Here is a 24176-nt window from a genome sequence, read left to right on the forward strand (position 1 = left end):
AACAGTCCCTTTTTCGCAGATCAGTAGCTGGCTTTTACCGCACCTTCCGACGGCCGGACGAACTGCGATGCAAGGGCTTCAGACCCCCGCGCGAGCATCGCCACATCGGCACCGACCAGCACGAAGGAGGTTCCGGCGTCGAGGTATGCGCGGGCGGTGTCGGGGTTGAAGGCGTTGACGCCGGCTGGCTTGCCTGCCGCGGTGGCGGCCTTGATGCAGTGTTCGACGGCGTCACGCACTTGCGGGTGTTCCTGCTGTCCCAGCAGGCCCATGGATGCGGCGAGGTCTGAGGGGCCGAGGAAGATGCCGTCCACGCCGTCGACGGCCAGGATCTCCTCGACGGCGTCCACTGCTGCGGCGGATTCGATCTGGACGGTGACGCTCACGGTCCCGGCTGCTTCGGCGAGATAGTCCGGTACCCGGTTCCAGCGCGAGGCGCGGGCCAGCGCGGACCCGACCCCGCGCACGCCGTGGGGCGGATACCTCACGGCAGCCACAGCCGCGGCCGCTTCGGTGCCTGAGTTGACCATGGGGATGAGCAGGTTCTGCACTCCGAGATCGAGGTATTGCTTGATGACCACGGTGTCGTTGACCGGGGGCCGGACCATGACCTGGACGGGGTAGCCGTGGATGGCCTGGAGTTGGGCGAGGATCGATTCGAGGCCATTGGGGCTGTGTTCGGCGTCGACCAGGATCCAGTCGAGGCCGGCCCCGGCGCAGATTTCTGCCACGAGGGGGCTGCCGGAGCACACCCACATGCCGGCCAGAGGCCTGCCCGTTTGGTCCAGTGACTGGTAGAACGTGGGGTCTAGTTGAAGTGGCATGTCACGACTCCCAACGGTCCGTAGTCGGCGTGGACGGTATCGCCCTTGTAGACCCACAGGGGCCGGGTGAAAGAGCCTGCCAGGATGATGTCGCCGGCTTTCATCGAGTCCCCGTGCGCGGCGATCTTGTTGGCCAGCCAGTGCACGCCGTTGGCGGGGTGGTCCAGGACCCCTGCGGCGACTCCGGTTTCCTCGACGGTCTGGTTCTTGTAAAGGATGGCCGAGACCCAGCGGAGGTCCACGGCGTCGGGTTTCACGGGCCGGCCTCCGATGACCATGGCACCCATCGCGGCGTTGTCCGAGATGGTGTCCACGATGGTCCGGCCCTCCATTTCGATCCTGGAGTCCAGGATCTCGAGGGCCGGAACCACGTAGTCGGTGGCGTTGAGGACATCGAAAATGGTGCAGCCAGGGCCCTTCAGCCCCTCCTTGAGCACGAACGCGAGTTCCACCTCGACCCGCGGGTGGGTGTACTTGTCCCACTCCACGGAACATCCGGTTTCGAAGACCATGTCATCGAAGATGGCCCCGTAGTCCGGCTCGGTAATGCCCGTGGCGGCCTGCATGGCCTTGGACGTGAGTCCGATCTTCCGCCCCACCAACGTGCGCCCGGCTTCCTCGTTGCGTTGCCGCCACAACTGCTGCACGGCGTAGGAGTCCTCCACCGTCATCTCCGGGTACCGGGCAGTCAGGCGCGGCACCGGCTTGCGGTTACGGCCGGCCTCAACGAGCTCGTCGGCAATGGCTTCAATCGTCTTCGCGTCCAACATGGCTTAGACCTGCGCTCCCAGCTTGAATCCTTCAGCGGCCGTGCCTTCGGTCGGCCGGGTGTAGGAGAAGCCGTCTGCGCCGACGGTGACAGCCATTTCGGACTTCTCTTCGCGCTCGATCACCGGCTGGGGGTTGCCGTCGAGGTCCAGGACGAGGGAGGCCTCGGTGTACCAGGACGGGACCACGGGGTTGCCCCACCAGTCGCGGCGCTGGTTATCGTGCACGTCCCAGGTGATGGTGGGGTTGTCCGGGTCGCCGGTGTAGTAGTCCTGGGTGTAGATCTCGATGCGGTGCCCGTCCGGGTCCAGGATGTAGAGGTAGAACGCGTTGGACACACCGTGGCGTCCGGGTCCGCGTTCGATGCGGTCGCTGATGCGCAGGGCGCCCATCTTGTCGCAGATCTGGATGATGTTGTGCTTCTCGTGCGTGGCGAACGCGACGTGGTGCATGCGGGGTCCGTTGCCGCCGGTCAGGGCAGTGTCGTGCACGGTCTGCTTACGGTGCATCCATGCGGCGTACGTGACGCCGTCGGAATCCTTGATGTCCTCGGAGACGCGGAAGCCGAGGTCCTCCAGGTACTTCCGGCCGCGCGGGACGTCGGGGGTGACCTGGTTGAAGTGGTCCAGGCGGACCAGTTCACCGGCGGAGTAGAGGTCATAGCGCTGGGTGAGGCGCTCGACGTGCTCCACGTCGTAGAAGAACTCGTACGGGAAGCCCAGCGGGTCCTCGACCCGGACGGAGTCGCCCACGCCCTTGGTGAAGCCTTCCTTGCGGCGTTCCACCCGGCAGCCGAGTTCACGGTAGTAGGCCTCGGCGGCGTCCACCTCGGCCGGGGACTTCACCCGGTACGCGAACGCGGCGACGGCCGCGACCGGGCCCTTGCGCAGCACCAGGTTGTGGTGGATGAACTCCTCCAAGGAGCGCAGGTAGATCGCGTTCTCGTCCTCTTCGGTGACGTGCAGCCCGAGGACATCGACGTAGAACTCGCGGGACTTGGCCAAGTCGGTGACCACGATGTCCATGTACGCACAACGGACAATGTCCGGAGCAGGAACAGACGGGGTCGGGATAGGGCCGGTGAAGTTACTCATGATGGTCTCTCTTCGTTGAAAGGGTTCTTGTGGGAACCCAACTGGGTCGCAGCTGATGCCGTTTTGAGGGCTCAAAACGCGCACTAATGCGACCTAGTTGGGTGCTAGGCGCCGAATTTGGGGGTGTGGACTGAGCCGAGGGTGATGTGGACGGCCTGCTGGTCGGTGTAGAAGTCGATGGAGCGGTAGCCGCCCTCGTGACCCAGCCCGGAAGCCTTGACACCACCGAACGGGGTGCGGAGGTCGCGGACGTTGTGGCTGTTGAGCCACACCATCCCGGCCTCGACGTTCTGGGAGAAGTTGTGGGCCCGGGTCAGGTTCTGCGTCCAGATGTAGGCCGCCAGGCCGTACTTGGTGTTGTTCGCCAAGGCGAGGGCTTCGTCGTCGTTCTCGAACGGGGTGATGGCCACGACGGGACCGAAGATTTCCTCCTGGAAGATCCGCGCGTCAGGTGCGACGTCGGCAAACACCGTGGGTGCGATGTAGTTGCCTTCGGGGAGGTGGTCGGGTCGGCCACCGCCGGCCAGGAGCTTGCCTTCGGACTTGCCGATCTCCACGTAGGAAGCGACTTTGGCGTAGTGCTCGGGATGGACCAGTGCCCCAACCTGGGTCTTGGGATCGTGGGGGTCGCCCACCACGATGTTCTTTGCCCGGGCGGCGTACTTTTCGCAGAATTCGTCGTAGATCGCGCGTTCCACGAGGATGCGGGAACCTGCCGTGCAGCGTTCGCCATTGAGGGAGAAGACACCGAACAGGGCCGAATCCACGGCGGCGTCCAGGTCGGCGTCGGCGAACACGACGCACGGGGACTTGCCTCCGAGCTCCATGGAGAGGCCCTTGAGGTTGGCGGCTGCGTTGCGGAAAATCGTCTGGCCCGTGGTGGTCTCGCCGGTAAAGGAAATCAGCGGAACATCAGGGTGCTTCACCAGCGCATCGCCGGCCTCTTCGCCCAAGCCGTTGACCAGGTTGAACACGCCATCGGGCAGCCCTGCGTCCTTGAAGATCGTGGCCCAGAGCGAAGCGGAGAGCGGCGTGAACTCGGCCGGCTTAAGGACCACGGTGTTACCGGTGGCCAGGGCCGGGGCCAGCTTCCAGGACTCGAGCATGAACGGGGTGTTCCACGGGGTAATCAACCCTGCGACGCCGATCGGCTTCCGGTTGACGTAGTTGATCTGCGAGCCCGGGACCTTCATGGCGTCGTCGAACTGGGCGACGATCAGGTCCGCGAAGAAGCGGAAGTTCTCGGCAGCGCGGAGGGCCTGGCCCTTGGCCTGGGTGATCGGCAGGCCGGTATCGAACGTCTCGAGTTCGGCCAGGCGGGCTTCCTGCGCCTCGACGGCGTCGGCGATCTTGTTCAGCACCCGGGCACGCTCGCGGGGCTTCATCTTCGGCCAAGGACCGTTCACGAACGCTTCGCGTGCTGCAGCGACAGCGAGGTCGATGTCTTCCTTCTGCCCGGCGGCGGCGGTGGCGTAGTTCTGGTTGGAGACCGGGTCCAGGACGTCGAACGTCTTGCCCGAAACCGAGTCAACGAACTCGCCGTTGATGTAGTGCTGGATGTGCGTGGGCAGATCCTCGGGGACGTAATGCTTGGCGGTTTCTACGGAGGTCGTCATCGTTGAAGTCCTAACTGGTGAGGCGGCTTTAGGCCTGGTTGTTGGCTGTGGCGAGGTAGGCGTCCAGGGTGGCGGCGCGGTGTTGGCGGGCTGCTTTTTCGATGGTGTCGGCGTCTGCTCCAGACTCGATGAGCTGGAGCAGGGCTTCGTGTTCGCGCACGGATTCCTGGGCGCGGCCGGGAACGAAGCGGAACGTGGACGAACGCAGGGACGCCAGCCGGTTCCAGCCGCGATGGACGAGGTCAAGGATGTGCGGGTTGGGGCAGTGTTCAAACAGGACGCTGTGGAAGTCCTGGTTCAACGCGGTGAAACGTACGGGATCGAAGTGTTCCAGGCATTCGCGCATCTCTGCGTTGACTGCACGCGCGCGTTCTATGGCACGGGCATCAATCAGCGGGGCGGACAGCGCTGTGGCCGCCCCCTCCACGATGCTCAGGGTCTGCATGGTGTACAGGTACTCGGTGGGGTCGATCCCGGAAACCGTGGCACCGACGTTGCGTTCGAACTTCACCAGGCCCTCGGCCTCGAGGCGGCGGATCGCCTCCCGGACGGGGACCACGCTGAAGCCCAGGTCCTCGGCGATCTTCGCGAGCACCAGCCGGTATCCCGGCGTGTAGGTGCCCTCGACAATCCTCGCCTTGACGGCGTCATAGGCTTGCTGGGACTTGCTTCCGACGGCGGTTTCAGTCACCGTGGGCTCCTTCCGTGGCTTCCCATTTCTTGTAGCGGGCCTGCCATTCGGTGTTCATCGGGTAGAGACCGTCAACGCTGTTGCCTTCCTGGACCATCTGGAAGATGAACATCTCTTCCTTTTCCTGGGTGATGCAGTCGTCCACGAGTTCCTCGGCGATGGCCGGCGGGATCACCAGGATGCCGTCGGAGTCGGCCACGATGATGTCTCCCGGTTGCACGGTCGCTCCGCCGCAGGCGATGGTGATGTCCGTGTCCCACGGGATGTGCCGGCGGCCGAGCACTGCCGGGTGCGGGTTGGCGAAGTACGTGGGCATTTCCAGATCCGCCACGGCCGAGAAGTCCCGGACGCCGCCGTCGGTGATGATCGCCGCGGCACCGCGCACTTGGGCGCGGAGGGCCAGGATGTCACCGACCGTGCCGGTGCCCTTCTCACCGCGGGCTTCCATGACCAGGATTTCGCCTTCGTTGACCGAATCGATGGCTCGTTTTTGGGCGTTGAAGCCGCCGCCGTGGGCCTTGAAGAGGTCCTCACGGTTGGGAACGTAGCGCAGGGTCCGGGCCAGGCCCACCACTTTCCGGTCCGGGCGGGTGGCCTGCAAACCGTCGATGCTGACGTTGTTCAATCCACGCTTACGGAGCTGCGAAGACAAGGTGGCCGTCGCGACCGATTCGAGCTTGGCTTTCAGCTCCGGCGACAATCCCGCCGAAACCGGCGCCAGACCGGCAGCTTCCCGTGAACCGTACGCCTCTTCCCGCTGCGTGTCATCAGTCTTGGGCAAGGCACCAAAGTCCGCGAACGGCGTCGTACCTTCCGTCACTTTGGTGGTGAGGCGGCCGGTGCTGAACTCACCGCCGGTGACCTCGATTGCGACGACGTCACCGGGCTTCGCGACCGAGGCGCCGGCCGGGGTGCCGGTCAGGATGATGTCGCCCTCCTCCAGCGTCAGGAGCTGGGAGAGGTCCGCGACGAGCTGCGCGAACGGGAAGAGCAGGTCCTCGGTGGTGTCATCCTGGACGAGTTCGCCGTTATGCCAGGTCCGGATCCGCAAGGCGGCAGGGTCGACGGCGTCGGCCGGGATCAGTGCCGGGCCCACCGGGGTGAAACCGTCGCCGCCCTTGGACCGGACGTTCGAGCCCTTGTCCGCGTACCGGAGGTCGTACACACCAAGATCATTGGACGCGGTGACCCATTCAACGTGGCTCCACGCATCCTCCAAACCAACCCGGCGGGCAGCCTTGCCAATGACCAAAGCGATCTCGCCCTCATAACCGAGCAGCTCGCAACCGGCCGGACGCTCAACCACACCCGGGGCATCCGCGGAGCCCAGCGCCAACGAGGACGAGGGCTTCAGGAAGTACGACGGCTGGGCCGGAGTACGCCCACGTTGGGCAGCGCGGCTGGGGTAATTGATGTGGACCGCAATCACCTTGCGCGTCCGGTCCAGCACATCCTGGCCCAACTCCTGCGTCCGGAACTCCACTGTCACGACCGCTTCCTCCTGCATTGGTTATCTGATCGACTCAGCTATCAAGTACGAAATCGTATACGAAAACTATGATCCAGAATGTGGCCTGCGTCAACCCCCTTTCCCAACTGACTGTCAGTAGCGGTTGTTATGTGCGCCCGGACCAGCCAGTTGGGCCTTACATCTTGTCAGGGGGCTCCCGTAGGGTCGGGGCATGGACATCATCCTGGTACCTGGATTCTGGTTGGACGCTTCATCCTGGGAGGAGGTAACACCGGCGCTCGTGGCGGCCGGGCACACGGTTCATCCGCTGACCTTGCCGGGACTGGAATCAGCAGACACGCCCCGCGCCGGCATCGGCCTGCGGACGCACATCGACGCCGTGATCAACAAGGTGGACTCAGTGGAGGGCAAGGTGGTCCTGGTAGGACACTCGGGCGGCGGTGCCATCATCCACGGCGTCGCAGACGCCCGGCCCGACCGGATTGCCCGCGCGATCTACGTGGACAGTGGACCGCTGGGCGAAGGCGGTGTCGTTAACGACGAGCTGCCGCACGAAGGCGACGACATCCCCCTGCCGCCTTGGGACGGTTTCGAGGAGGCGGACCTCGTGGACCTGACGGAGGAGCTGCGGGAAAAGTTCCGCGCGCGGGCGATTCCCCAGCCCAAGGGTGTTGCCTACGAGCAACAGCACCTCCACGACGTCCGGCGCTACGACGTTCCGGCCACAATCATCGCCTGCGAGTTCCCAACGTCCATGCTCAACCAGATGATGGACGCCGGCCACCCCTTCACCGAGGAGTTGGCCAGGATCCGCAATGTCGAACTCGTGGACCTGCCCACCGGACACTGGCCGCAGTTCACCAAGCCCGCCGAATTGGGCCAGGCGCTGCTCGCCGCAGTGGACCAACAAGCCTGAGTGGATAACCGGTAAAAGTACGACGCCGGGTGGCCCGGTTCCGCGGGCCACCCGGCGTCGTGCTGGTCCAACCACCATCGGGGAAGTAACGCCCCGAGTCCGGGGCCGGACAAGCTCAGGGCCGTGGCTTGGTATTGGTGGCCGGCCCCTCGGGCGCAGCACCGCCTTCGTCCGTCCAGTCGCTTCCCGTGGTGACGTCAAGAGCTGGATCAGACACCACATCACCCTTGACCGTCGACACCGTAGGCCGCTTGTCCCCCGACTCGGCCTTCTGCCCGCTCTTGGAATCAAGGACGCCCGGCAGGGCGGTCTCGACCTTTTCCAGCAGCTTCTTGCCGGCAGCGTAAAGGTTGTCCAGGATGTCCGGCACGGACTCCTGCACGGTCCCCGCCGCCTGGTGCACGTTTTCCTGGACCTCAGGGGTCTTCCAGACCTTCTCCGCGCCTCCGCGGATCCGCCTGTACACCTGCGGCCAGGACTTGGAACCCCATACGTATCCCACAGCGACGCCAACAGCGAAGAATGCTTTCCCTTTCACAGGACCAACTCCTTTCGAGGTGTATTTACCTACGACACTAGTCCCGCTGGAACACGGTGTCACGCTGTCCGTAATGAGCATCCGGTTAATCTGAATTTGCTCAATTGAAATATTGGACTAAACTTTATTGCCAACCAGCGGAAACCCGCAGGCAACAACTACATCGCTACCCGAGGAGTGAAAACCATGGGACTGGATGACAAGATCAAGAATGCCGCTGAAAACCTTGGCGGCAAGGCGAAGGAAAAGACCGGCGAGGCTACCGGAGACAGGGATCTCCAGGCAGAGGGCGTAGGCGATCAGGCCTCGGCAAACACCAAGCAGGCCGGCGAGAAGGTCAAAGACGCCGCAAAGGATGTCTTCGGCAACAAGTAGCGGAGCGGAGCGCCCGGGAACGGGTCGGCACGCCTGTGACCAAAAAATAGTCAGGTTACTTGCTGTTGGCCCGGGGACCGGCTAGCGTTACTGATGTAGCACTGCGGTCGGAACAGGCCGGCAGCAATGCTTCGCTGCATTAATGAAAAATTCATCGGGATTGTTTATCCGTTCTAAATCCCCAATTGTGCAGCCGAGCCGAATTCGGCCCGGCGTGAGTGACCCTACCCATGTAGCGGACACCCGATGAGCTGAACCGCTTCACCGAGTTCATGGAATTTCCATCAACAAGAAAGTAGGAGCAAAAATGGGTTTCTTTGGTTTTCTTCTGCTCGGCCTTTTGGCTGGAGCCATCGCAAAGCTTATTCTTCCCGGCCGCCAGGGTGGCGGTTGGCTGGTCACCCTCCTTCTCGGCGTCGTCGGCGCCTTGCTGGGTGGTTGGATCGGCGGTCTCATCTTTGGTGAAGGTTTGACCGAGTTCTTTGCCATCAGGACGTGGCTCCTCGCAATCGGCGGCTCCATCCTCGTGCTGCTGATCTGGGGCATGGTCACCGGTCGCCGCCGGACACACCATGGCTGACCACGGAGTTCCCGACCCCACGAAGAGCGAACGCGAAGGCCAGTACGACAACGGCGATTACGGAGACGCGGGTGTGTCACCTGAAGCGCTGAAGGACGACGCCGGCGGGGATTACACGGCAGGCGACTACGCCGAGAAGACGGTCCCCTCAGCGGACGCAGAACTCGATGAGCGCAACACCGAAGATACCCCGGAGGACAGGCCCTTCTCGTCCGAGCCCGATGAGGAGGCATCCGGTTCAAGCGGCCCGTGAGATGCGGGAGTCCTGAACCAGGACCTTCGAACAAGTGAAAAACCAGGAACCCGGAGCCGCACATTGCAGCTCCGGGTTTCCGGCGTCCGGCCCCGGCTCCTTATTGGGCACAAGGCGCAGGACTTTTTGTCAGGGCTGACGCCCGGGGTTGTACTGGCGCCGGAAGGCTTAGGCGCTGACCGCCGCAGGCTCAGGCGCTGACCGCCGCAGGCTCAGGCGCTGACCGCCGCAGGCTCAGGCGCTGACCGCTGGCGGGCTTACGCGCCCGCGCCGGCAGGGCCGGAGCCGAACAGTGCCTTGATCTCGTCCAGCGGCAAAACCCGTTGCCGGTACTCGCGGGTCAGAACCCGGAGGACAGCCTCGGCAGCCTCCGGGTTCTCCGTCGCGATGGCCTCTGCAGCGTAGATGAGGCGGAGGTTATGGGCGAAGGCGTCCGCCGCAGTCTGGGCAATGCAGTTGTGCGCCGAGACGCCCGCCAGGATGACGGTTTCCACCTCCCAGTTCCGCAACCGCATCCCCAGGTCGGTGCCCATGAACGCGCTGTCCCTGGTCTTGACCATCTGGGGTATGTCGGCTGTCACCAAGCCCGGGACGAACCTGGCCTGATCGCTCCCCCGGAAGATGAACCCCTGGTCATCGTCCAGCATGTTCAGGCTCCACGTGGATTTGTCGCGCTCATGCTCAGTTCCCACCAGCAGGACCTTCGCCCCGGCCTCCCGGGCTGCGCTGGTAAGGGAATTGCAGGCCGCTACCACTTCTTCCTGGCGCCGCTGCAGCACCGGCTCCTCGAAGAAGGCATTCTGCATGTCGATGACGAGTACCGCGATCATAAGCTGGGCAACTTCCTTGGGTTCGGCGTCGGATTCTGGTGAAGGAGGCCCTAGAGGCCCTTACCGCCCGTGACGGGAAGGACGGCTCCGGAAATGTACGAGCTTTCATCGGATGCCAGGAGCACGTAGGCGGGAGCCAGCTCGGCGGGCTGGCCTGCACGGCCCAAGGGCGTGTCCTGCCCGAAGGTGGGGAGCTTGTCCGGCCATTCGGTAGCGGGAATGAGCGGGGTCCAAACAGGTCCCGGGGCCACTGCGTTCACCCGGATTCCCTTCGGCCCCAGTTCCTGGGCCATGGCCTTGGTGAAGGCGACCTGGGCGGCCTTGGTCATCGCGTAATCCACGAGCTGCGGCGAGGGATTGAAGGCCTGGATGGAGGCGGTGACGATGATCGAGGCACCCGGGCGGAGATGGGGTATGGCCGCCTGGGCCGTCCAGATGAGGGAATAGAGATTGGTTTTGAAGACCCGGTCGAACTCGTCCGTGGGGATGGTTTCCAGGCCTTCGCGGTTCTTTTGGTAGGCCGCGTTCAGGACCACGATGTTCAGCCCGCCGAGCTCCCGGACCGTTCGTTCCACGATGTCGGCAGCGAAACCTTGATCCCTGGCATCACCGGGAAGCAACAGAGCCTGGGCGCCGCACTCGCGGACCCACTCCGCCGTCGATTGTGCATCTTCTTCCTCTTCCGGAAGATAGCTGATGGCCACGTTGGCGCCTTCACGGGCGTAGGCGATAGCCACGGCGGCACCAATCCCGGAGTCACCGCCGGTGATAAGTGCCGTCTTGCCTTGAAGCCGCCCATGGCCCACGTAGCTGGCTTCGCCGTGGTCCGGCTGGGGTTCGAGGGGCTTGGTCAGGCCGGGCTGTTCCTGTTCCTGTTGGGGGAATTCATCCGAATGGTACCCGGTGCGGGGATCCGCAGGTGGGGCATCAAGGCGCTGGCCGGACTGTTCGGCACCGGAGTGCCGGCCAGGATTGGTCTGCTGCCCAGGCTTGTTTGGCTTGGCTTGATTCACGGTTCTGCCCTTCCCGGAAGTCTGGTTGCCGCGACCCTGCCCACTTACTGCCGCGCACAGCCGCAACGGCGTGCAAGGTCGTCTCGTCACAAGCTGTACCCCGCGGGGGTTCCTCCCAAACCCGTTCCCGCTAGGTCCGGAGCGTTTTCGCCTTCACCATGAGGAACAAACCGTAGGCGATCAGTCCCACGGCCACTGCGGCAAGGAGGTAGGGCCCATACGGCTGTTCCTTGAGGGCACGCAGGCTTCCGTCCAGGCCTGTGGATTGCTCAGGCTCGGCGCGGATCGTGGCGACGAAAACCAACAAGCCCACCAAGAGCAGCGCCAAGCCTTTGGCCACGTATCCCACGACCCCTACCACCACCTGGAACTTTCTAACAGGTTTGTGGGAGGACAAGACGAGATCCTTGGTGAAAGTCCGCCTGAAACCGCGGACGGCGAAAACCACACCTGTCACCATGACTCCGACACCGATGCCAAGGAGGAGTGCCACTCCGAAGGGGTTCTTGATGAGCGCCAGCGTAAAGTCACTGGTCGACTCACGGCTGCTGCTTCCCTGCCCGACGACGAAGGACATGATGGTGGCTGCGAGCGCCGCGAAGAGGACCCCCTGCCCGGCCGCGGAAAATCGCTTCCCGGGTTTGTTGTCGGATTCCCTGCGGTGGCCTAGGACGGCGTTCCCCAGTTGCCAGAGGGCCAGCGCAGCACAGGCTCCGAAGCAGGCCCACAGCAACAAGGGACCCAGAGGCTGCAGGGCGAGTTGGGCGACAGCTCCGCTGACATCGGCTTCTCCGCTGTTCCCGAAGGCCAGTTGAAGGGCAATGCCGCCAATCAACGCGTGAAGGATGCCGCTGACGGCATACCCGGCGCGCGCCGCGATCTCCAGGATCTTCGAGTTTGAGGCTTCTTCGGCCACATCGGCGGCCTTCTTGATCTCTTCCTTAATGGCAAGCCTCCTGACAGTTTGTGGCTGCGATCCATGGTGCCACTTTGGAACAGGGGAAGGCCACGCAGGGTGTTGCAAAAGGTGCGGCGGTCGGCGCTGCCGACGGGTCAGTACCGACGGGTCTGTACCTACGGGCAACTACCCCGCGACCTAATGTCCGCGGACTAGTACCCGCAGACCGACTGGGGCCAGATGCTGCCGAGTCCACCGCCCAGCGGGTTGAACTGCTCGCGGATGGACGTCCCGGGGCGCGACTGGGCAGACTGCTCGCCGGCCCTGAGGGCCTTGTCGGCACCGAACGATTCGGGAGCCATGCGGGCTGCGCCCGTGGCGGACATGTCAGTGATCTGGTCGGGCATTTCGGCGGTCCTTCCCGGAGCTTCCCATCAGCACGGTTGGCTGTTAGTTCAACCATGGGTGGGGGTCCTCAAGAAGCACGCCGGGTCATCTCAAGATTGGCTCAAGATTCCAGCCCCGCGTGATCGTAGTGCGCTTCGGGAAGGTTGAAGGGGAGGCCTGGTGCAGCCTGCGCGCCAGGTACTGCCGGTCCCGTATTCCTCGTTGAAGGCGCCCCGGCCCACAGCCACGCTTCTGGACTGTCCGGGGGTCGCGCCTGGGGCCAATGACCGGCAGGGGTTTGGTTCAGGCCAGCAGTTGCTCGATGTCCGCGAAACTCATCCCTGAGGCGACAGCGAGGTCCGGCAGTTGAGCCCCCGCAGCTGCTGCTGCAGTAAGCGCCTGGTTCATGTCGTTCTGTGCTGCATCGACCTCCCATTGAAGGCTCTCGAGCCGGGCCGATGCGGTCCAGACCGCGCCCAGCAGTTCGGATCTTCCCAGTCCCGGAAGCACCACGGGCCGATGGTCCGGGGTCCGGGTTTCAACCAAGGAGCCGGTTTCTGACTGCTGTAGCGCTTCTCCACTCAGTACTGCTGTCATGATCACTCCTCTTATGGTGACATCTAGCTTGTTTAGCTAGTTATACGGAATTCTAACTAAAATTCCGAAGAAAGCCATGAAGGAGGATGCGGCCCCGGATTCGCGCCCCGCGCACCGCCGTCGGGATGCCCGCAGCGGGGACCGACAGGCGGACCAGGAGGCGGAAACAGTCACGCCGTAACGCCGCTTTCCAATAAATGATCAATATGCTTACTATTCAGTCGCATGAGGCGCACCGGCGTGGAGTCCGCCCGAGGGGGGAGGGCCGGCCGGTGCCGGAGAGGAGCTGAACGTGAGTAACGAACAGGATCTGCCCCCGCTGACCGACGACGAATTGCTGCAGCAGCAAAGCACCGCCCTCCCAGACAAGGAGGTAGCGTCCGTGTTGGACCTGAACGCGGATCTCGACCTCGCCATCGACGCCGCCGCGCCGATCGACCTCGCTGTAGCGGCCAACGCCAACGTCGCGGCACCCATCGATGCCGCTGCCGCAGCAAACATCCTTTCCTTCGGTTCCGAGGCCCAGGCGCTGTCCGATCAGGGTGTCCTTATTGACCAGAACATCGCCGCCGACGCCGCAGCTGAATCAGCCCAGGACAGCGCGATCGACCAAGGCAATGACACGATCGACGGCGGGACCACCGCCGCGCCAACCGGTGACGACGCCGCTGCCCCGGCTGGCGACACCGACGGGGCCACTGACCTCGGCGCCCTCCCCACCGACCCAACAGCAGCCCTGGACGGCGACCTGCTGAACGTCAACGTGGACCTGGACGCCGATGCGGATATCGCCGCGCCGATCAACGGTGCTGTCGCCGCAAACGCGAACGTGGCAGCGCCGATCGACGCAGCCGTGGCGGCCAACATCGGCTCCATCGACAGCAGCGCCACTGCCGTGTCGCAGCAGGACGCCATCATCAACCAAAACATCGAAGGCGAAGCGACAGCCAACGCCAACCAGCAGTCCGACCTGCAGCAGTAGCCCATGAGGATCGCCGACGGCGGGCCGTCCACCACGGGCGGCCCGCCGCACACCTCCGCGCTGCCCGGAGAAAATGCGCTGCCCGAAAAACAACAGCCTGACCTGGCGAATGTGCCGGAGCTGCCCGTCCTGGCCGATGGTGTGCAGTTGCTGGGTGAGACGAAGGGTTCGGGCTACCGCGAACCGCCGTCGCTGGTCCGGCGCGCTGACGGCCAGGTCCTGCAACTGACCAGTTTGCTGTTCATGGTGCTCGAGGCTTCCAACGGCACCCGGACGCTGGATGAGATCGCCGCGGAGGTGACGCCCCGGTTCGGCAAACACGTCACCGCAGGAAATGTTGCCGCCCTGATGGCCTCCCACCTTCTGCCCCTGGGGCTGCTCCAGTTGGCCGACGGCTCCCAGCCCGGGTTGAAGCGGGCCGACCCCCTGCTGGGCATGCGGTTCCGCTTCACCGTGACCGACCCGTCCATGACGCGGCGGTTGACCGCACCCTTCGCCATCCTGTTCCATCCCTTCATCGTCTTCGCCGTCACGGCAGCCTTCCTGGCCGCATGCTGGTGGGTTCTGATGGTCAAGGGACTCGCCTCGGCAACACACAACGCCTTTGACAATCCGGGACTCCTGCTGCTGGTGTTCTGCGTAACCATCCTCTCCGCCGGGTTCCACGAGTTCGGCCACGCTGCCGCCGCCGCCCGTGGCGGGGCCGCTCCAGGGAGGATGGGGGCCGGGTTGTACCTGGTGTGGCCCGCCTTCTTTACGGACGTGACCGATTCCTACCGGCTGGGCCGCGGCGGCCGCCTGCGGACGGACCTGGGCGGCCTTTATTTCAATGCCATCACCGCCGTGGGCATCATGGCAGTGTGGTTCCTGACCCACGACGACGCGTGGTTGCTGGTGATTGTCACCCAGGTACTGCAGATGGTGCGTCAGCTCCTGCCGCTGCTCAGGTTCGACGGTTACCACATTTTGGCTGATGCCACCGGGGTTCCGGACCTCTTCCACCGCATCAAGCCCACGCTCCTGGCATTGCTTCCCAGGCACAGGAAAAACCCGGAGGCACAAGCGCTGAAGCCGTGGGCCCGGGCCGTGGTCAGCGTGTGGGTGCTGGTGACAGTGCCCCTCCTGGTCATCAGCCTCCTGCTGCTGGTTGTTGCCCTGCCCCGGCTGCTAGGAACTGCGTGGGCAAGCGCCACGGGCCACTATGCTTCACTGGCCGAACGCGCGGCCAACGGCGACCTCGCCGGTGCTGGTGCGCAGGTGCTCGCGCTCTTGGCCATCGCCCTGCCCATTGCGGGAATCAGCTACATGCTGGTGCGCCTGCTGCGCCAGTTCCTTCGAGGCTTGTGGCGCAAAACCCGGGGGAAGGCAGGCCAACGCGCCGTGGCACTGGTGGCTGTCGCAGCAGTAGCTGCCGGACTTGCCTGGGCATGGTGGCCGGCTCCAGGCACCTATACGCCAGTGAGGCCCTATGAGCGCGGAACACTCCTGGACGCCGCTCCCGCCATCTCGTCTGCTGCCGGCCCGGCCGGGTTGTCAGAGGGCAGGCCCGGCCAGACAGTGACCCTGTGGCCGGAGGGGCTGTCGTTGCCTACACGCGACAACCCCCAGCTCAGCCTGGTCCTGGTACCCCGGACCGGCACGGCACAGACCGGCAGCGTGTCCCCCGGCCCGGGTGCCGGCGCCGAAAGCCGCGTGCCGCCGTCGTGGGTTTTCCCTTTCGACAAACCGCAGGCGCCAGAAGCGGACGGCAACCAGGCACTGGCCGTCAATACCACGGACGGCTCTGTTGTCTACGACGTGGCCTTCGCCCTGGTCTGGGCGGACGGCACAAAAGCTGTGGACACAACCAACGAAGCGTATGCCTTCGCGTCCTGCGCCGGATGTGCTGCCATTGCGGTGGGCTTCCAAGTGGTGCTGGTCCTGGGGCAGGCCGATGTGGTGGTGCCCCGGAACCTGTCCGCCGCGGCCAACTACGGCTGCCTTTCCTGCGTCACGTACGCGCTGGCCAGTCAACTGGTGCTGACCCTGGACGGCCCGCTCAGCCCGGAAGGCATGTCCACGCTAGAGGCCCTGTGGCAGGAGATCGCCGAATTCGGACGGAACCTCCGCAACGTTCCCTTGTCCGAGCTGCAGTCCCGCCTCTCCGCTTACAAGGACCGGATCGCGCAGCTCATCCGGTCCGACCCCGGCGCTGGCGGAACACCTGCATCCGACGGCACTGCCTCGCCAACCAATCCGCACACGACGCCATCACAGGCCCCTTCACAGGGACCGGGAACCGGTACAGCACTTCCGCCCCAACCCTCGTCTGCTGCGCCGGCCTCGCCTGCGGCGTCGGCCTCGCCCGCGCCTGCTGTCCCCGCATCCACGGCCGTGCCGTCACCGGCACAACCCCAGCCAGCCCCTTCAGTGAGTGCCCCGCCAGCCATCACTCCCGCCCCGTCTCCTTCCCAGGCTCCGGCCGGAGCAGGACCAACGACGCCGGCCCCGGGCACGGACGGCTAGGCGCGGCGCCTCCCCAGCACTCCGTCCGGTTGTAGGCAATAATGAACAACTGAACACAAGTGAACGATCGCTGCGGAGGCCACCAATGTTGTCCGAGGACCGCCAACAGCTCATCCTGCGGGAACTGGCCCTGTACGGGTCCGTCAATGCCGCCGAATTCGCCGCCAAGCTGGGGACGTCCGGCATGACAGTGCGGCGGGACCTGGCCCTGCTGGCCGAACAGGGGCTGCTGGAGCGGGTCCATGGCGGAGCAGTTCCCCCGGGTGGCCGGGCCATCTCCAGCGGGGCACCCTCCAGCGGCGCGCTTCCCGCCGGGGCGCCCTCCAGCGCCGCGCTTTCCAACTGGGCGCCCTCCCCCGGCGCCGGGGCCGTCCGCAAAACCTCGTGGCGGCCCGGCGGAAGGAGGCCGTTGGCGACGATCGGGATGATCGTGCCATCGGCGTCGTACTACTTCCCCGGGGTGATCCGCGGTGCCGAGGCCGCAGCGCAGGAGGCGGGCGTCCGCCTGGTCCTGGGCGTCTCCAACTATTCGGAGGCAGAGGAGCAGCGGCAGTTGCGACGCTTGTACGACCACGGCGTGGACGGCATCCTCATCACGCCCAGTGCAACGTCCCTGGCCGGCACGGAGACGCTGGAACTGCTGGCCCAGGCGGAGGTTCCCGTGGTGGTGGTGGAGCGGTCCATCGACAACGCGCTGGACCATGGCCGCTTGGAAGCAGTCCGGAGCGACCACGTCCGCGGCGCCGAGATCGCGGTCAACCACCTCCTCGGGCTCGGCCACCAGCGGATCGCCTTGTGCCTGCGGGAAAACAGCCCCACGGCCCCGCCGCTGATCGAAGGTTTCCACCTCGCCTTGGAGCGGGCAGGCAAGCCGCGCGACGATTCCATAGTGCGCACCATGACGCGCGCCCAAAACGATCCGCAGGCCCATCGGTTGATGGTGGGCGGCATCCTCGACTGGTGCGCCGCCTCCGGTGTCACCGCGGCGCTGGTCCATACGGATGAAGACGCCCTCCAGTTCGCCAGCGTGTGCCAGGAGCGGGACCTTCCCGTTCCTGGCAAGCTCGCCATTGTGGCCTACGACGACGAAATTGCGGCTTTGGGGGCCGTTCCCCTCACAGCGGTGGCACCACCAAAGTACGACGTCGGCCACCAGGCTTTGGTGATGTGCCTCAACAGGTTGGGGGTCCGCCGCGGCAGCACCAGCGCCCTCCAGCGCGTCAACCTGTCACCCGCACTTGTGGTCAGGGACTCGACGGAACCCTAGCCCGCGAGCTGGCTGTTTGTGCTCCAGGTTGCCATCGAGCGTCAGCTCAGCGAGCCGCGCCGGGTTGTTCACTTCTGTTTACTTCATTGCTCATGTTCACTTTTGGGTATTGCATGGTGCTCAGTCACAACGTGCCTAGAGCACACCACGACTTCGCATCGTGAACTTCAAAGGAGAACAGAATGAAGCGTCGCCAGCTTCTGCTTGGGGCGGCCAGCCTGATGGCCAGTGCCGCCTTGGTAACCGGATGCGGCAGCACCCCGGCCGCCGCACCCACCCCAACACAGGACCCGTCCGGAAACATCACGTTCTGGTCCTCGTTGGCCGGGATGGACAAGGTCGCCGAGGCCTTCAACGCCAGCCAGGACAAGATCAAGGTCACATTCGAAACAGTGCCGAACGGGGCGGCAGGCGGCTATGCCAAGCTGTCAACCGCCATCACAGCCGGCAACGGCCCGGACGTCGCCACGATCGAGTACGCCCAGCTTCCGCAATTTGTCAGCAACGGCCAACTCCAGCCGCTGGATGGCCTGATCGACAAGTCTGCGACCGTGGACAAGCTGACCGATGGAACAAGGTCCCTGGTGCAGCTGGGCGACCAGACCTACGCACTCCCCTACGACGCGGCCCCCATGATCATGTGGTACCGGAAAGACATGCTGGACAAGGCCGGCGTCGGAGTTCCCTCCACCTGGGAGGAGTTCGAGGAGGCGGGCCGCAAGATCAAGGCCGTCGCGCCGGAAGCCCATTTGGCCAGCTTCAACCCCAACGAGGCAACCCTCACGGCCGCTTTGTCCTGGCAGGCCGGCGCCAAGTGGTTCGGTACCGAGGGCGACAGCTGGAAGGTTGGCATCAACGACGAAGCCACCCGGAAGGTCGGCGCGTATTGGCAGAAGCTGATCGACCAGAAGATCGTCAAGGTCCAGCAGTCCTTCAGTGACGAATGGTCGGCAGATTTGGCAAGTGGCGCCGTCGTGGGTGTCCTGGGAGCCAATTGGAGCGCCACCGGCATCCAAAAGCGGACCGAAGCCAGCGGCCAGAAAGGCCAGTGGATCGCAGCGGAAGTTCCCCACTGGGGCACCCCGGCAGACGCCTTCTACGGTGGATCCAGCTTCAATATCACCAAGAGCAGCAAGAACCCCGCCGCTGCCGCGAAGTTCATCGAGTACCTGGCCACCAGCCCTGATGCGATCAAGGCCAGGGGTAACACCGGGTCGGCGTACCTGGCCTTCCCCGGACTCACGCCCGTGGCGCAGGAAGCATTCGACGCCGGCTTCTTCGGAAACGATATTTACGAGGTCTTCGACAAGGCCTATTCCACGATCGTTCCGGGGTGGCAGTGGGGTCCCAACTGGGACATCACCAACACCGCCCTCAAGGACGCCTACGCCAAGCTGACCACCGGCGGAAAAGTCGTCAACGCCGTGCAAACCGCGCAAACCGCCACGGTGGCCGGACTCAAGCAGAACGGCCTCTCCGTCAAGGAGTAGGCCCGCGCGGCAAGGTGGCTTCCCCACTTCCGGGGAAGCCGCCCCGCCGGCGAGGAGATAAACAATGGCACACACCAAAGCGCCCCCTGCATCGCGGGCCATGGCCGGAACGGGCGGCCGGACCGCAGCCCTGTTCCTGGTTCCCTTCTTCAGCGTGTTCACCCTGGCCATGGTGGCACCGGTGGTCTACTCGATCGTCCTCAGCTTTTACGCCCAGCAGAAGTCGGGCCTGGGCTTCGGCGAGGCAAAGACCACGTTCGTTGGCCTGGAGAACTACCTTCAGGTCCTTCAGTCCGAGAGTTTCGTGGGCGGCATCGGCAGGCTCGCGCTGTACTGCCTGCTGTACATCCCGTGCATGGTGGGCGGCGCCCTGGCCTTCGCGCTCCTGCTGGATTCCGCCGTCGCGCGGGCCAGGAAGCTGTTCCAGCTCCTGGTGTTCCTCCCCCACGCCGTGCCGGGAGTCATTGCGGCCCTCATCTGGGCCTACCTCTACACCCCCGGCGTCAGCCCGATCGTCTCGGTCCTGGAGGGCGGCGGTATCTCCTTGAATTTCCTGGACAACCACATGATCCTGCCGTCCATTGTGAATATCGCCGTATGGGAGTGGACGGGATACAACGTGATCATCCTTTTCACCGCACTCCAGGCCGTGCCCCGCGAAATCCTGGAAGCCGCCCGGGTGGACGGGGCCGGGGAAATCCGGGCTGCCTTGTCCATCAAGCTGCCACTAATCCTGCCGGCGCTGAGCGTGATCATGCTGTTCACCATCATCGGAACCCTGCAGCTGTTCACCGAGCCGTCCATCATCTCCAAGGCCACGGCCTCCGTCACCAGCACCTGGGTGCCCAATATGTGGGCCTATGATGCCGCGTTCAACCGGCACAACCTGAACCAGGCCGCAGCAGCCTCCATCATCATCGCGCTCATGGCCGCCGTGCTGTCCTGGGCCGTGACCCGCTTCAGCTCAAGGATGAACAAGGCATGAGCACCTCCACTCCTACCCGCCCCACGGGCATACCCGTCTCCGGAAGCACAGTTGGTCCGCGCGGACCGCACCGCAGCGGCAGGACCGGCCGGCTCCGGACCCACAAGGTCCGTCCGGGCGCGTTCGCCAGTGCCTTTACCGTCAACGCGCTCCTGCTCCTCGGGTGCGCTTACATGGTCCTCCCTGTTCTGTGGTTGTTCTTTGCCTCCACCAAGAACGCCTCCGACCTCTACGCGACGGCTGCCTACGCCTTCGGGCAGCCAGCGTTCTTCGACAACGTCAGCGCTGTCATCACCCAGGACGGCGGCATGTTCCTCCGCTGGATGGCCAACTCGATGTTCTATGCAGCGTTCGGGGCTGTTTTCGGCGGGCTGATCTCGGTCATGGCCGGGTATGCGTTCGACAAATTCCAGTTCCGCGGCAAGGACTCATTCTTTGGGGTGGTCCTGGTGGGCGTCCTGATCCCCAACACAGCAACCGTGCTGCCGATGTACCTCCTGGCCTCGGTCTTCGGGATCACCAACACCATCTGGGCCATCCTGATCCCGGTCCTGTGCAACCCGTTCGGCGTGTACCTGGCAAGGGTCTACTCGGCGGCGTACGTTCCGGCGGAAACCCTGGAAGCAGCCAGGGTGGATGGCGCCGGGCCGATCCGCTCCTTCTTCTCCCTGGGACTGCCGATGATGATGCCCGGCTACATCACCATCGCGCTCTTCCAGTTCGTCGGCGTCTGGAACAACTTCATGCTCCCGCTCGTCATGTTGCAGGACCAGCAACTGCTTCCTGTCAGCGTCGGCATCTCCATCTGGCAGGGGTACTCCGTCCCGCAACCGGAGTTCACGCCCATGGTGATCACCGGCTCGCTGCTCTCGGTCATTCCGCTGTTGGTAGCTTTCATCATGCTGCAACGCTTCTGGAAATCCGGCCTCACCGCAGGGAGCGTCAAGTGACACTGAAAGTGGCCCTGGCCATGCCGGCCCAAACGGCACGCGCCGTCTTCCCGGCCCGCAGCCTGGATCCGCTGGAGCCCTCGCTCACCCTCCTGAGCCGGGACCCCCTCCAGGATTTCCGCACCCAGCGGGCGCAAGCTGTCCTGCGGGAAACCGACATCCTCCTCACCGGCTGGGGCTGCCCGATGATCGATGATGACGTCCTGGATCACGCGCCACAGCTTAAATACGTCCTTCACGCCGCCGGAAGCGTGAAACACCACATCGGTGCCGCGTGCTGGGAGCGCGGCATCCAGGTCAGCTCGGCCGCGGATGCCAACGCCATCCCCGTTGCCGAGTACACAGTGGCCATGATCGTCCTGGCCAACAAGCGCGTCCTCCAGATTGCCCGCGTGCTGCACACCACCCACGCGGAGGTCCTCCCGGAACAGCTTTTCCCGGACATGGGCAACTACCGCAAGCGCGTTGGGATCATCGGTGCCTCCAGGATTGGCCGGCATGTCATCCGGCTCCTGCGCGACTACGAGCTGGACATCGTGGTGGCGGATCCGTACCTCACCGAGGCTGAGGCCGGTGCTCTCGGCGTCGAACGCGTGAGCCTGGACCAGCTCGTGGCGACGTCAGACATCGTGAGCCTCCACGCGCCGTCGTTGCCGTCCACCAGGAACCTGATCGATGCGGAGCTGATCCGGCGGTTGCGTCCCGGGGCCACTTTCATCAACACAGCCCGCGGCGAGTTGGTGGACCAGGATGCACTGCTGGCCCGGATTCAGAGCGGGGACCTGTACGCAATCCTGGATGTCACCACACCATGGGTGCTCCCCTCGGATTCGGCGTTCTACACCCACCCCAATGTCCTGCTGACACCGCACGTAGCAGGGTCGTTGGGCAATGAACTGGAGAGGATGGCGTCGAGTGCCGTGGCCGAAGCACTCCGCCTGGCACGGGGCGAACCTCTGCGGTTCCCGGTGCGGGTGGAGGACCTCGCCTTTACTGCCTGACGGTCCGGGCGGAACGCACGACGGCGGCTGTCACCAGGGCGGAAACCCGCGGTGTGCGTCTTGTCCTCTTTGGCCTTCTTCCTGTTCGCCGGGTCGGATTACGTGGTGTAGGCGCACCCCTTCGTGGAACGCAGCGCACCCTTTCCCGCCCCACGCACCGCTTCGTGGAATGCACCGCACCCTTTGCCGCCCCATGCACCCCTTCGTGGAATGCACTGCGCCCTTTCCCGCCCCACGCACCCAGGATTATGGGTGCGATCGGCGCACACGGGTGCGGCCTACGTCGGTCATCCCGGGGTACGGTGCGATCGGCGCACACGGGTGCGGCCCACGTCGGTCATCCCGGGGTACGGGTGCGATCGGCGCAAACGGACGCGCAGCCAAAGTTGCAGGCGCACCCGCTTCCGCCAGGCGCACCCCTTCCTGGAGTGCAGCGCACCCTTTGCCGCCCCAAGCACCCCTTCGTGGAGTGCACTGCACCCTTTGCCGCCCTATGCACCCAGGATGACGGGTGCGATCGGCGCAAACGGGTGCGGCCCACGTCGGTCATCCCAGGGTACGGGTGCGCCCCACGCAGGCCGGACCACATGCCAAACAAATGCCAAATCAGCCAATCCGCGCCAAAACGATTTGCCGTCTAGCGCCGATCACTTTAGAACCAGAAAATCCCCTCCGTCAAGGGGTCGAAAATTTTCTGCGAACACCGTTGACACGTCTGCCCAGCCGGCCCTAATGTCGTTGCCAAGTCGTTTTGGCAAAACGATTTTTCAAAGCCAAAAGCAATCCCCACCATCTCTCTGCAATTTCCGTTCAAGAGAAAGTGAGTCGACAGCGATGTCCACTCGAAAGACCATCTCCAAGCTCGTCACCCTTGGCGGGCTGTGCACCGCCGTCGCACTCGTTGCCACCGGTTGTGGCGCTGGCGGCCCCGCACCATCCTCCAGTGGATCCGGCGGCTCAAGTTCGATCAATGTCCTGGTGGAAGCCGGCGGCCATGCCGAGCTCACCGGCGTAGCCGAGCAATGCAAGAAAGACGCCGGCGTCGAGGTCAACTTTGTCGAACTCCCTTACGACGGCATGTTCAACCGCCTCTCCAGCGAGTTCTCCTCCGGCAACGTCTCCTTTGACGTGGCCGCCCTGGACTCCGTGTGGCTCCCCAGCTTCAAGGACGCCGTCCAGCCCATCGACGAGCTCTTCACCGACGAGGCCAAGAAGGACATCTTCCCGGCCCTGGTGAAGGAAGCCAACGTGGACGGCCACTTCATCGGCATGCCGGCCTGGACCAATGCCGAGATCATCCTGTACCGCAAGGACCTGTTCGAGGACGCCAAGAACAAGGCTGACTTCCAAGCCAAGTACGGCTACGAATTGGCGGCCCCCAAGACCTGGAAGCAGTACCAGGACATCTCCGAATTCTTCACCAAGGACGGCATGTTCGGCACGGACGTCAAGGGTGCCGTGGAAACCGAATGGCTGGCCCACGTGCTCCAGGCCGGGTCCCCCATGGTGTTGGACAAGGACAACAACGTAGTCATCGACAATGCCGCCCACAAGGAAGCCCTGGACTTCTACGTAAGCCTCACTAAGTCCGCCCCGAGCGGTGCAGCACAGGTCGACTGGGCAGCAGCGCAGAACCTGTTCAACCAGGGCAAGACAGCCATGACGCGCTTCTGGGCCCACGCCTACCGCCAGATCCCCGCCGATTCCCCGGTTGCAGGAAAAGTGGGTGCCGCAGCGATGGTTGGCGGCAGCGCCGGCGTCGCGGGTGTTCCGGGACCGTGGTACCTGTCAGTTCCCAAGGCGACCAAGAACACCGAGGCTGCCAAGAAGTTCGTGAAGTGCGCCTACGACCACAACAGCATGGGCATCGACTCCAAGCTCGGTCTGGCGTCCAGGATCAGTGCCTTCGAGAAGTACCAGGACCAGCCCGGCTACGAGAGCTTCAAGCCGCTGATCGAGACCCTGAACGCCCCTGCCACGGCAACCCGTCCGGCGACAGCCAAATGGCAGCAAATCGTTGACACCGTCCTGGTCCCGCTGCTGCAGAAGGCAGTGGCCGGCGGAGACACCTCGGCCCTCCTGGCAGATGCCAAGAAGCAGATCCAGGACCTCCTGAAGTAAGACTCCGCGGCCGGCACCGCCGGA

The 24176-nt window shown here is 64.4% G+C and carries 24 protein-coding genes; 12 read left to right on the forward strand and 12 right to left on the reverse strand.

Annotated elements, in window-relative coordinates:
* Positions 1 to 20: 20 nt before the first annotated feature.
* The 6 genes from ACSVIE_RS04265 to ACSVIE_RS04290 form a co-directional block, all read right to left on the reverse strand.
* Positions 21 to 824, reverse strand: a complete 804-nt coding sequence (locus tag ACSVIE_RS04265; protein ID WP_442423107.1) for an HpcH/HpaI aldolase family protein — start codon at positions 822 to 824, stop codon at positions 21 to 23.
* Complete coding sequence (gene hpaH, locus ACSVIE_RS04270) at positions 809 to 1594, reverse strand: 2-oxo-hept-4-ene-1,7-dioate hydratase (protein WP_442423108.1); 786 nt, start codon at positions 1592 to 1594, stop codon at positions 809 to 811. The genes ACSVIE_RS04265 and hpaH overlap by 16 nt, the downstream gene beginning before the upstream one ends.
* Before the next feature lie 3 nt (positions 1595 to 1597).
* Positions 1598 to 2686, reverse strand: a complete 1089-nt coding sequence (gene hpaD / locus ACSVIE_RS04275) for a 3,4-dihydroxyphenylacetate 2,3-dioxygenase (RefSeq protein ID WP_442423109.1) — start codon at positions 2684 to 2686, stop codon at positions 1598 to 1600.
* Between the two features lie 104 nt (positions 2687 to 2790).
* A complete protein-coding gene (gene hpaE, locus ACSVIE_RS04280; RefSeq protein ID WP_426004723.1) occupies positions 2791 to 4302 on the reverse strand; it encodes a 5-carboxymethyl-2-hydroxymuconate semialdehyde dehydrogenase in 1512 nt (503 codons plus the stop codon).
* 28 nt (positions 4303 to 4330) lie between these two features.
* A complete protein-coding gene (locus ACSVIE_RS04285) occupies positions 4331 to 4993 on the reverse strand; it encodes a GntR family transcriptional regulator (RefSeq protein WP_426004724.1) in 663 nt (220 codons plus the stop codon).
* A complete protein-coding gene (locus ACSVIE_RS04290) occupies positions 4986 to 6482 on the reverse strand; it encodes a fumarylacetoacetate hydrolase family protein (protein WP_442423110.1) in 1497 nt (498 codons plus the stop codon). The genes ACSVIE_RS04285 and ACSVIE_RS04290 overlap by 8 nt, the downstream gene beginning before the upstream one ends.
* 193 nt (positions 6483 to 6675) lie before the next feature.
* On the opposite strand from ACSVIE_RS04290, the gene ACSVIE_RS04295 reads away from it, so the two are divergent.
* Positions 6676 to 7380 (forward strand): alpha/beta fold hydrolase, encoded by a 705-nt coding sequence (locus ACSVIE_RS04295; protein ID WP_442423111.1) that lies wholly within the window; start codon positions 6676 to 6678, stop codon positions 7378 to 7380.
* 115 nt (positions 7381 to 7495) lie between these two features.
* On the opposite strand, the gene ACSVIE_RS04300 is transcribed toward ACSVIE_RS04295, so the two are convergent.
* Entirely contained in the window at positions 7496 to 7918 is a 423-nt protein-coding gene (locus ACSVIE_RS04300) for a hypothetical protein (RefSeq protein WP_426004727.1), read from the reverse strand.
* A gap of 186 nt (positions 7919 to 8104) precedes the next feature.
* On the opposite strand from ACSVIE_RS04300, the gene ACSVIE_RS04305 reads away from it, so the two are divergent.
* The 3 genes from ACSVIE_RS04305 to ACSVIE_RS04315 all read left to right on the forward strand — a co-directional run bounded on the left by ACSVIE_RS04305 (position 8105) and on the right by ACSVIE_RS04315 (position 9126).
* Positions 8105 to 8293 (forward strand): CsbD family protein, encoded by a 189-nt coding sequence (locus tag ACSVIE_RS04305; protein ID WP_426004728.1) that lies wholly within the window; start codon positions 8105 to 8107, stop codon positions 8291 to 8293.
* A gap of 307 nt (positions 8294 to 8600) precedes the next feature.
* The gene (locus ACSVIE_RS04310) at positions 8601 to 8873 is read left to right on the forward strand and encodes a GlsB/YeaQ/YmgE family stress response membrane protein (protein WP_426004729.1); all 273 of its coding nucleotides are present in this window, start codon (positions 8601 to 8603) and stop codon (positions 8871 to 8873) included.
* A complete protein-coding gene (locus tag ACSVIE_RS04315; RefSeq protein ID WP_426004730.1) occupies positions 8866 to 9126 on the forward strand; it encodes a hypothetical protein in 261 nt (86 codons plus the stop codon). Before ACSVIE_RS04310 ends, ACSVIE_RS04315 begins: the two co-directional genes overlap by 8 nt.
* A 257-nt stretch (positions 9127 to 9383) precedes the next feature.
* Here ACSVIE_RS04315 and ACSVIE_RS04320 read toward each other — a convergent pair whose 3' ends face one another.
* The 5 genes from ACSVIE_RS04320 to ACSVIE_RS04340 all read right to left on the reverse strand — a co-directional run bounded on the left by ACSVIE_RS04320 (position 9384) and on the right by ACSVIE_RS04340 (position 12851).
* Positions 9384 to 9956: a cysteine hydrolase family protein gene (locus tag ACSVIE_RS04320; RefSeq protein WP_442423112.1), complete on the reverse strand. Its 573-nt coding sequence runs from the start codon at positions 9954 to 9956 to the stop codon at positions 9384 to 9386.
* A 50-nt stretch (positions 9957 to 10006) separates the two neighbouring features.
* Entirely contained in the window at positions 10007 to 10969 is a 963-nt protein-coding gene (locus ACSVIE_RS04325) for an SDR family oxidoreductase (protein ID WP_426004732.1), read from the reverse strand.
* Between the two features lie 130 nt (positions 10970 to 11099).
* Positions 11100 to 11903, reverse strand: coding sequence for a DUF1206 domain-containing protein (locus tag ACSVIE_RS04330; RefSeq protein WP_442423242.1), 804 nt, complete (start codon positions 11901 to 11903; stop codon positions 11100 to 11102).
* Between the two features lie 176 nt (positions 11904 to 12079).
* Positions 12080 to 12274 carry a hypothetical protein gene (locus tag ACSVIE_RS04335; protein ID WP_442423113.1) on the reverse strand — a complete coding sequence of 65 codons (195 nt, stop codon included), beginning with the start codon at positions 12272 to 12274 and terminating at the stop codon, positions 12080 to 12082.
* Between the two features lie 283 nt (positions 12275 to 12557).
* The gene (locus tag ACSVIE_RS04340) at positions 12558 to 12851 is read right to left on the reverse strand and encodes a hypothetical protein (protein WP_426004735.1); all 294 of its coding nucleotides are present in this window, start codon (positions 12849 to 12851) and stop codon (positions 12558 to 12560) included.
* Positions 12852 to 13143: 292 nt separating this feature from the next.
* Between ACSVIE_RS04340 and ACSVIE_RS04345 the strand changes: the two genes are divergently transcribed.
* The 8 genes from ACSVIE_RS04345 (at position 13144) to ACSVIE_RS04380 (ending at position 24152) form a co-directional block, all read left to right on the forward strand.
* Positions 13144 to 13833, forward strand: coding sequence for a peptidoglycan-binding protein (locus tag ACSVIE_RS04345; RefSeq protein WP_426004736.1), 690 nt, complete (start codon positions 13144 to 13146; stop codon positions 13831 to 13833).
* A gap of 3 nt (positions 13834 to 13836) precedes the next feature.
* The gene (locus ACSVIE_RS04350) at positions 13837 to 16338 is read left to right on the forward strand and encodes a hypothetical protein (protein WP_442423114.1); all 2502 of its coding nucleotides are present in this window, start codon (positions 13837 to 13839) and stop codon (positions 16336 to 16338) included.
* An 85-nt stretch (positions 16339 to 16423) separates the two neighbouring features.
* Positions 16424 to 17605: a substrate-binding domain-containing protein gene (locus ACSVIE_RS04355; protein WP_426004739.1), complete on the forward strand. Its 1182-nt coding sequence runs from the start codon at positions 16424 to 16426 to the stop codon at positions 17603 to 17605.
* 182 nt (positions 17606 to 17787) lie between these two features.
* Positions 17788 to 19095, forward strand: coding sequence for an ABC transporter substrate-binding protein (locus ACSVIE_RS04360; protein WP_426004740.1), 1308 nt, complete (start codon positions 17788 to 17790; stop codon positions 19093 to 19095).
* A 64-nt stretch (positions 19096 to 19159) separates the two neighbouring features.
* A complete protein-coding gene (locus ACSVIE_RS04365) occupies positions 19160 to 20080 on the forward strand; it encodes a carbohydrate ABC transporter permease (protein WP_426004742.1) in 921 nt (306 codons plus the stop codon).
* Positions 20077 to 21030, forward strand: coding sequence for a carbohydrate ABC transporter permease (locus ACSVIE_RS04370; RefSeq protein ID WP_426004743.1), 954 nt, complete (start codon positions 20077 to 20079; stop codon positions 21028 to 21030). The genes ACSVIE_RS04365 and ACSVIE_RS04370 overlap by 4 nt, the downstream gene beginning before the upstream one ends.
* Entirely contained in the window at positions 21027 to 22031 is a 1005-nt protein-coding gene (locus ACSVIE_RS04375) for a hydroxyacid dehydrogenase (RefSeq protein ID WP_442423115.1), read from the forward strand. The genes ACSVIE_RS04370 and ACSVIE_RS04375 overlap by 4 nt, the downstream gene beginning before the upstream one ends.
* 834 nt (positions 22032 to 22865) lie before the next feature.
* A complete protein-coding gene (locus ACSVIE_RS04380) occupies positions 22866 to 24152 on the forward strand; it encodes an ABC transporter substrate-binding protein (protein WP_442423116.1) in 1287 nt (428 codons plus the stop codon).
* The last annotated feature ends 24 nt before the right edge of the window (positions 24153 to 24176 follow it).

The organism is Paenarthrobacter sp. NCHU4564 (assembly GCF_052156435.1).
GTDB lineage: Bacteria > Actinomycetota > Actinomycetes > Actinomycetales > Micrococcaceae > Arthrobacter.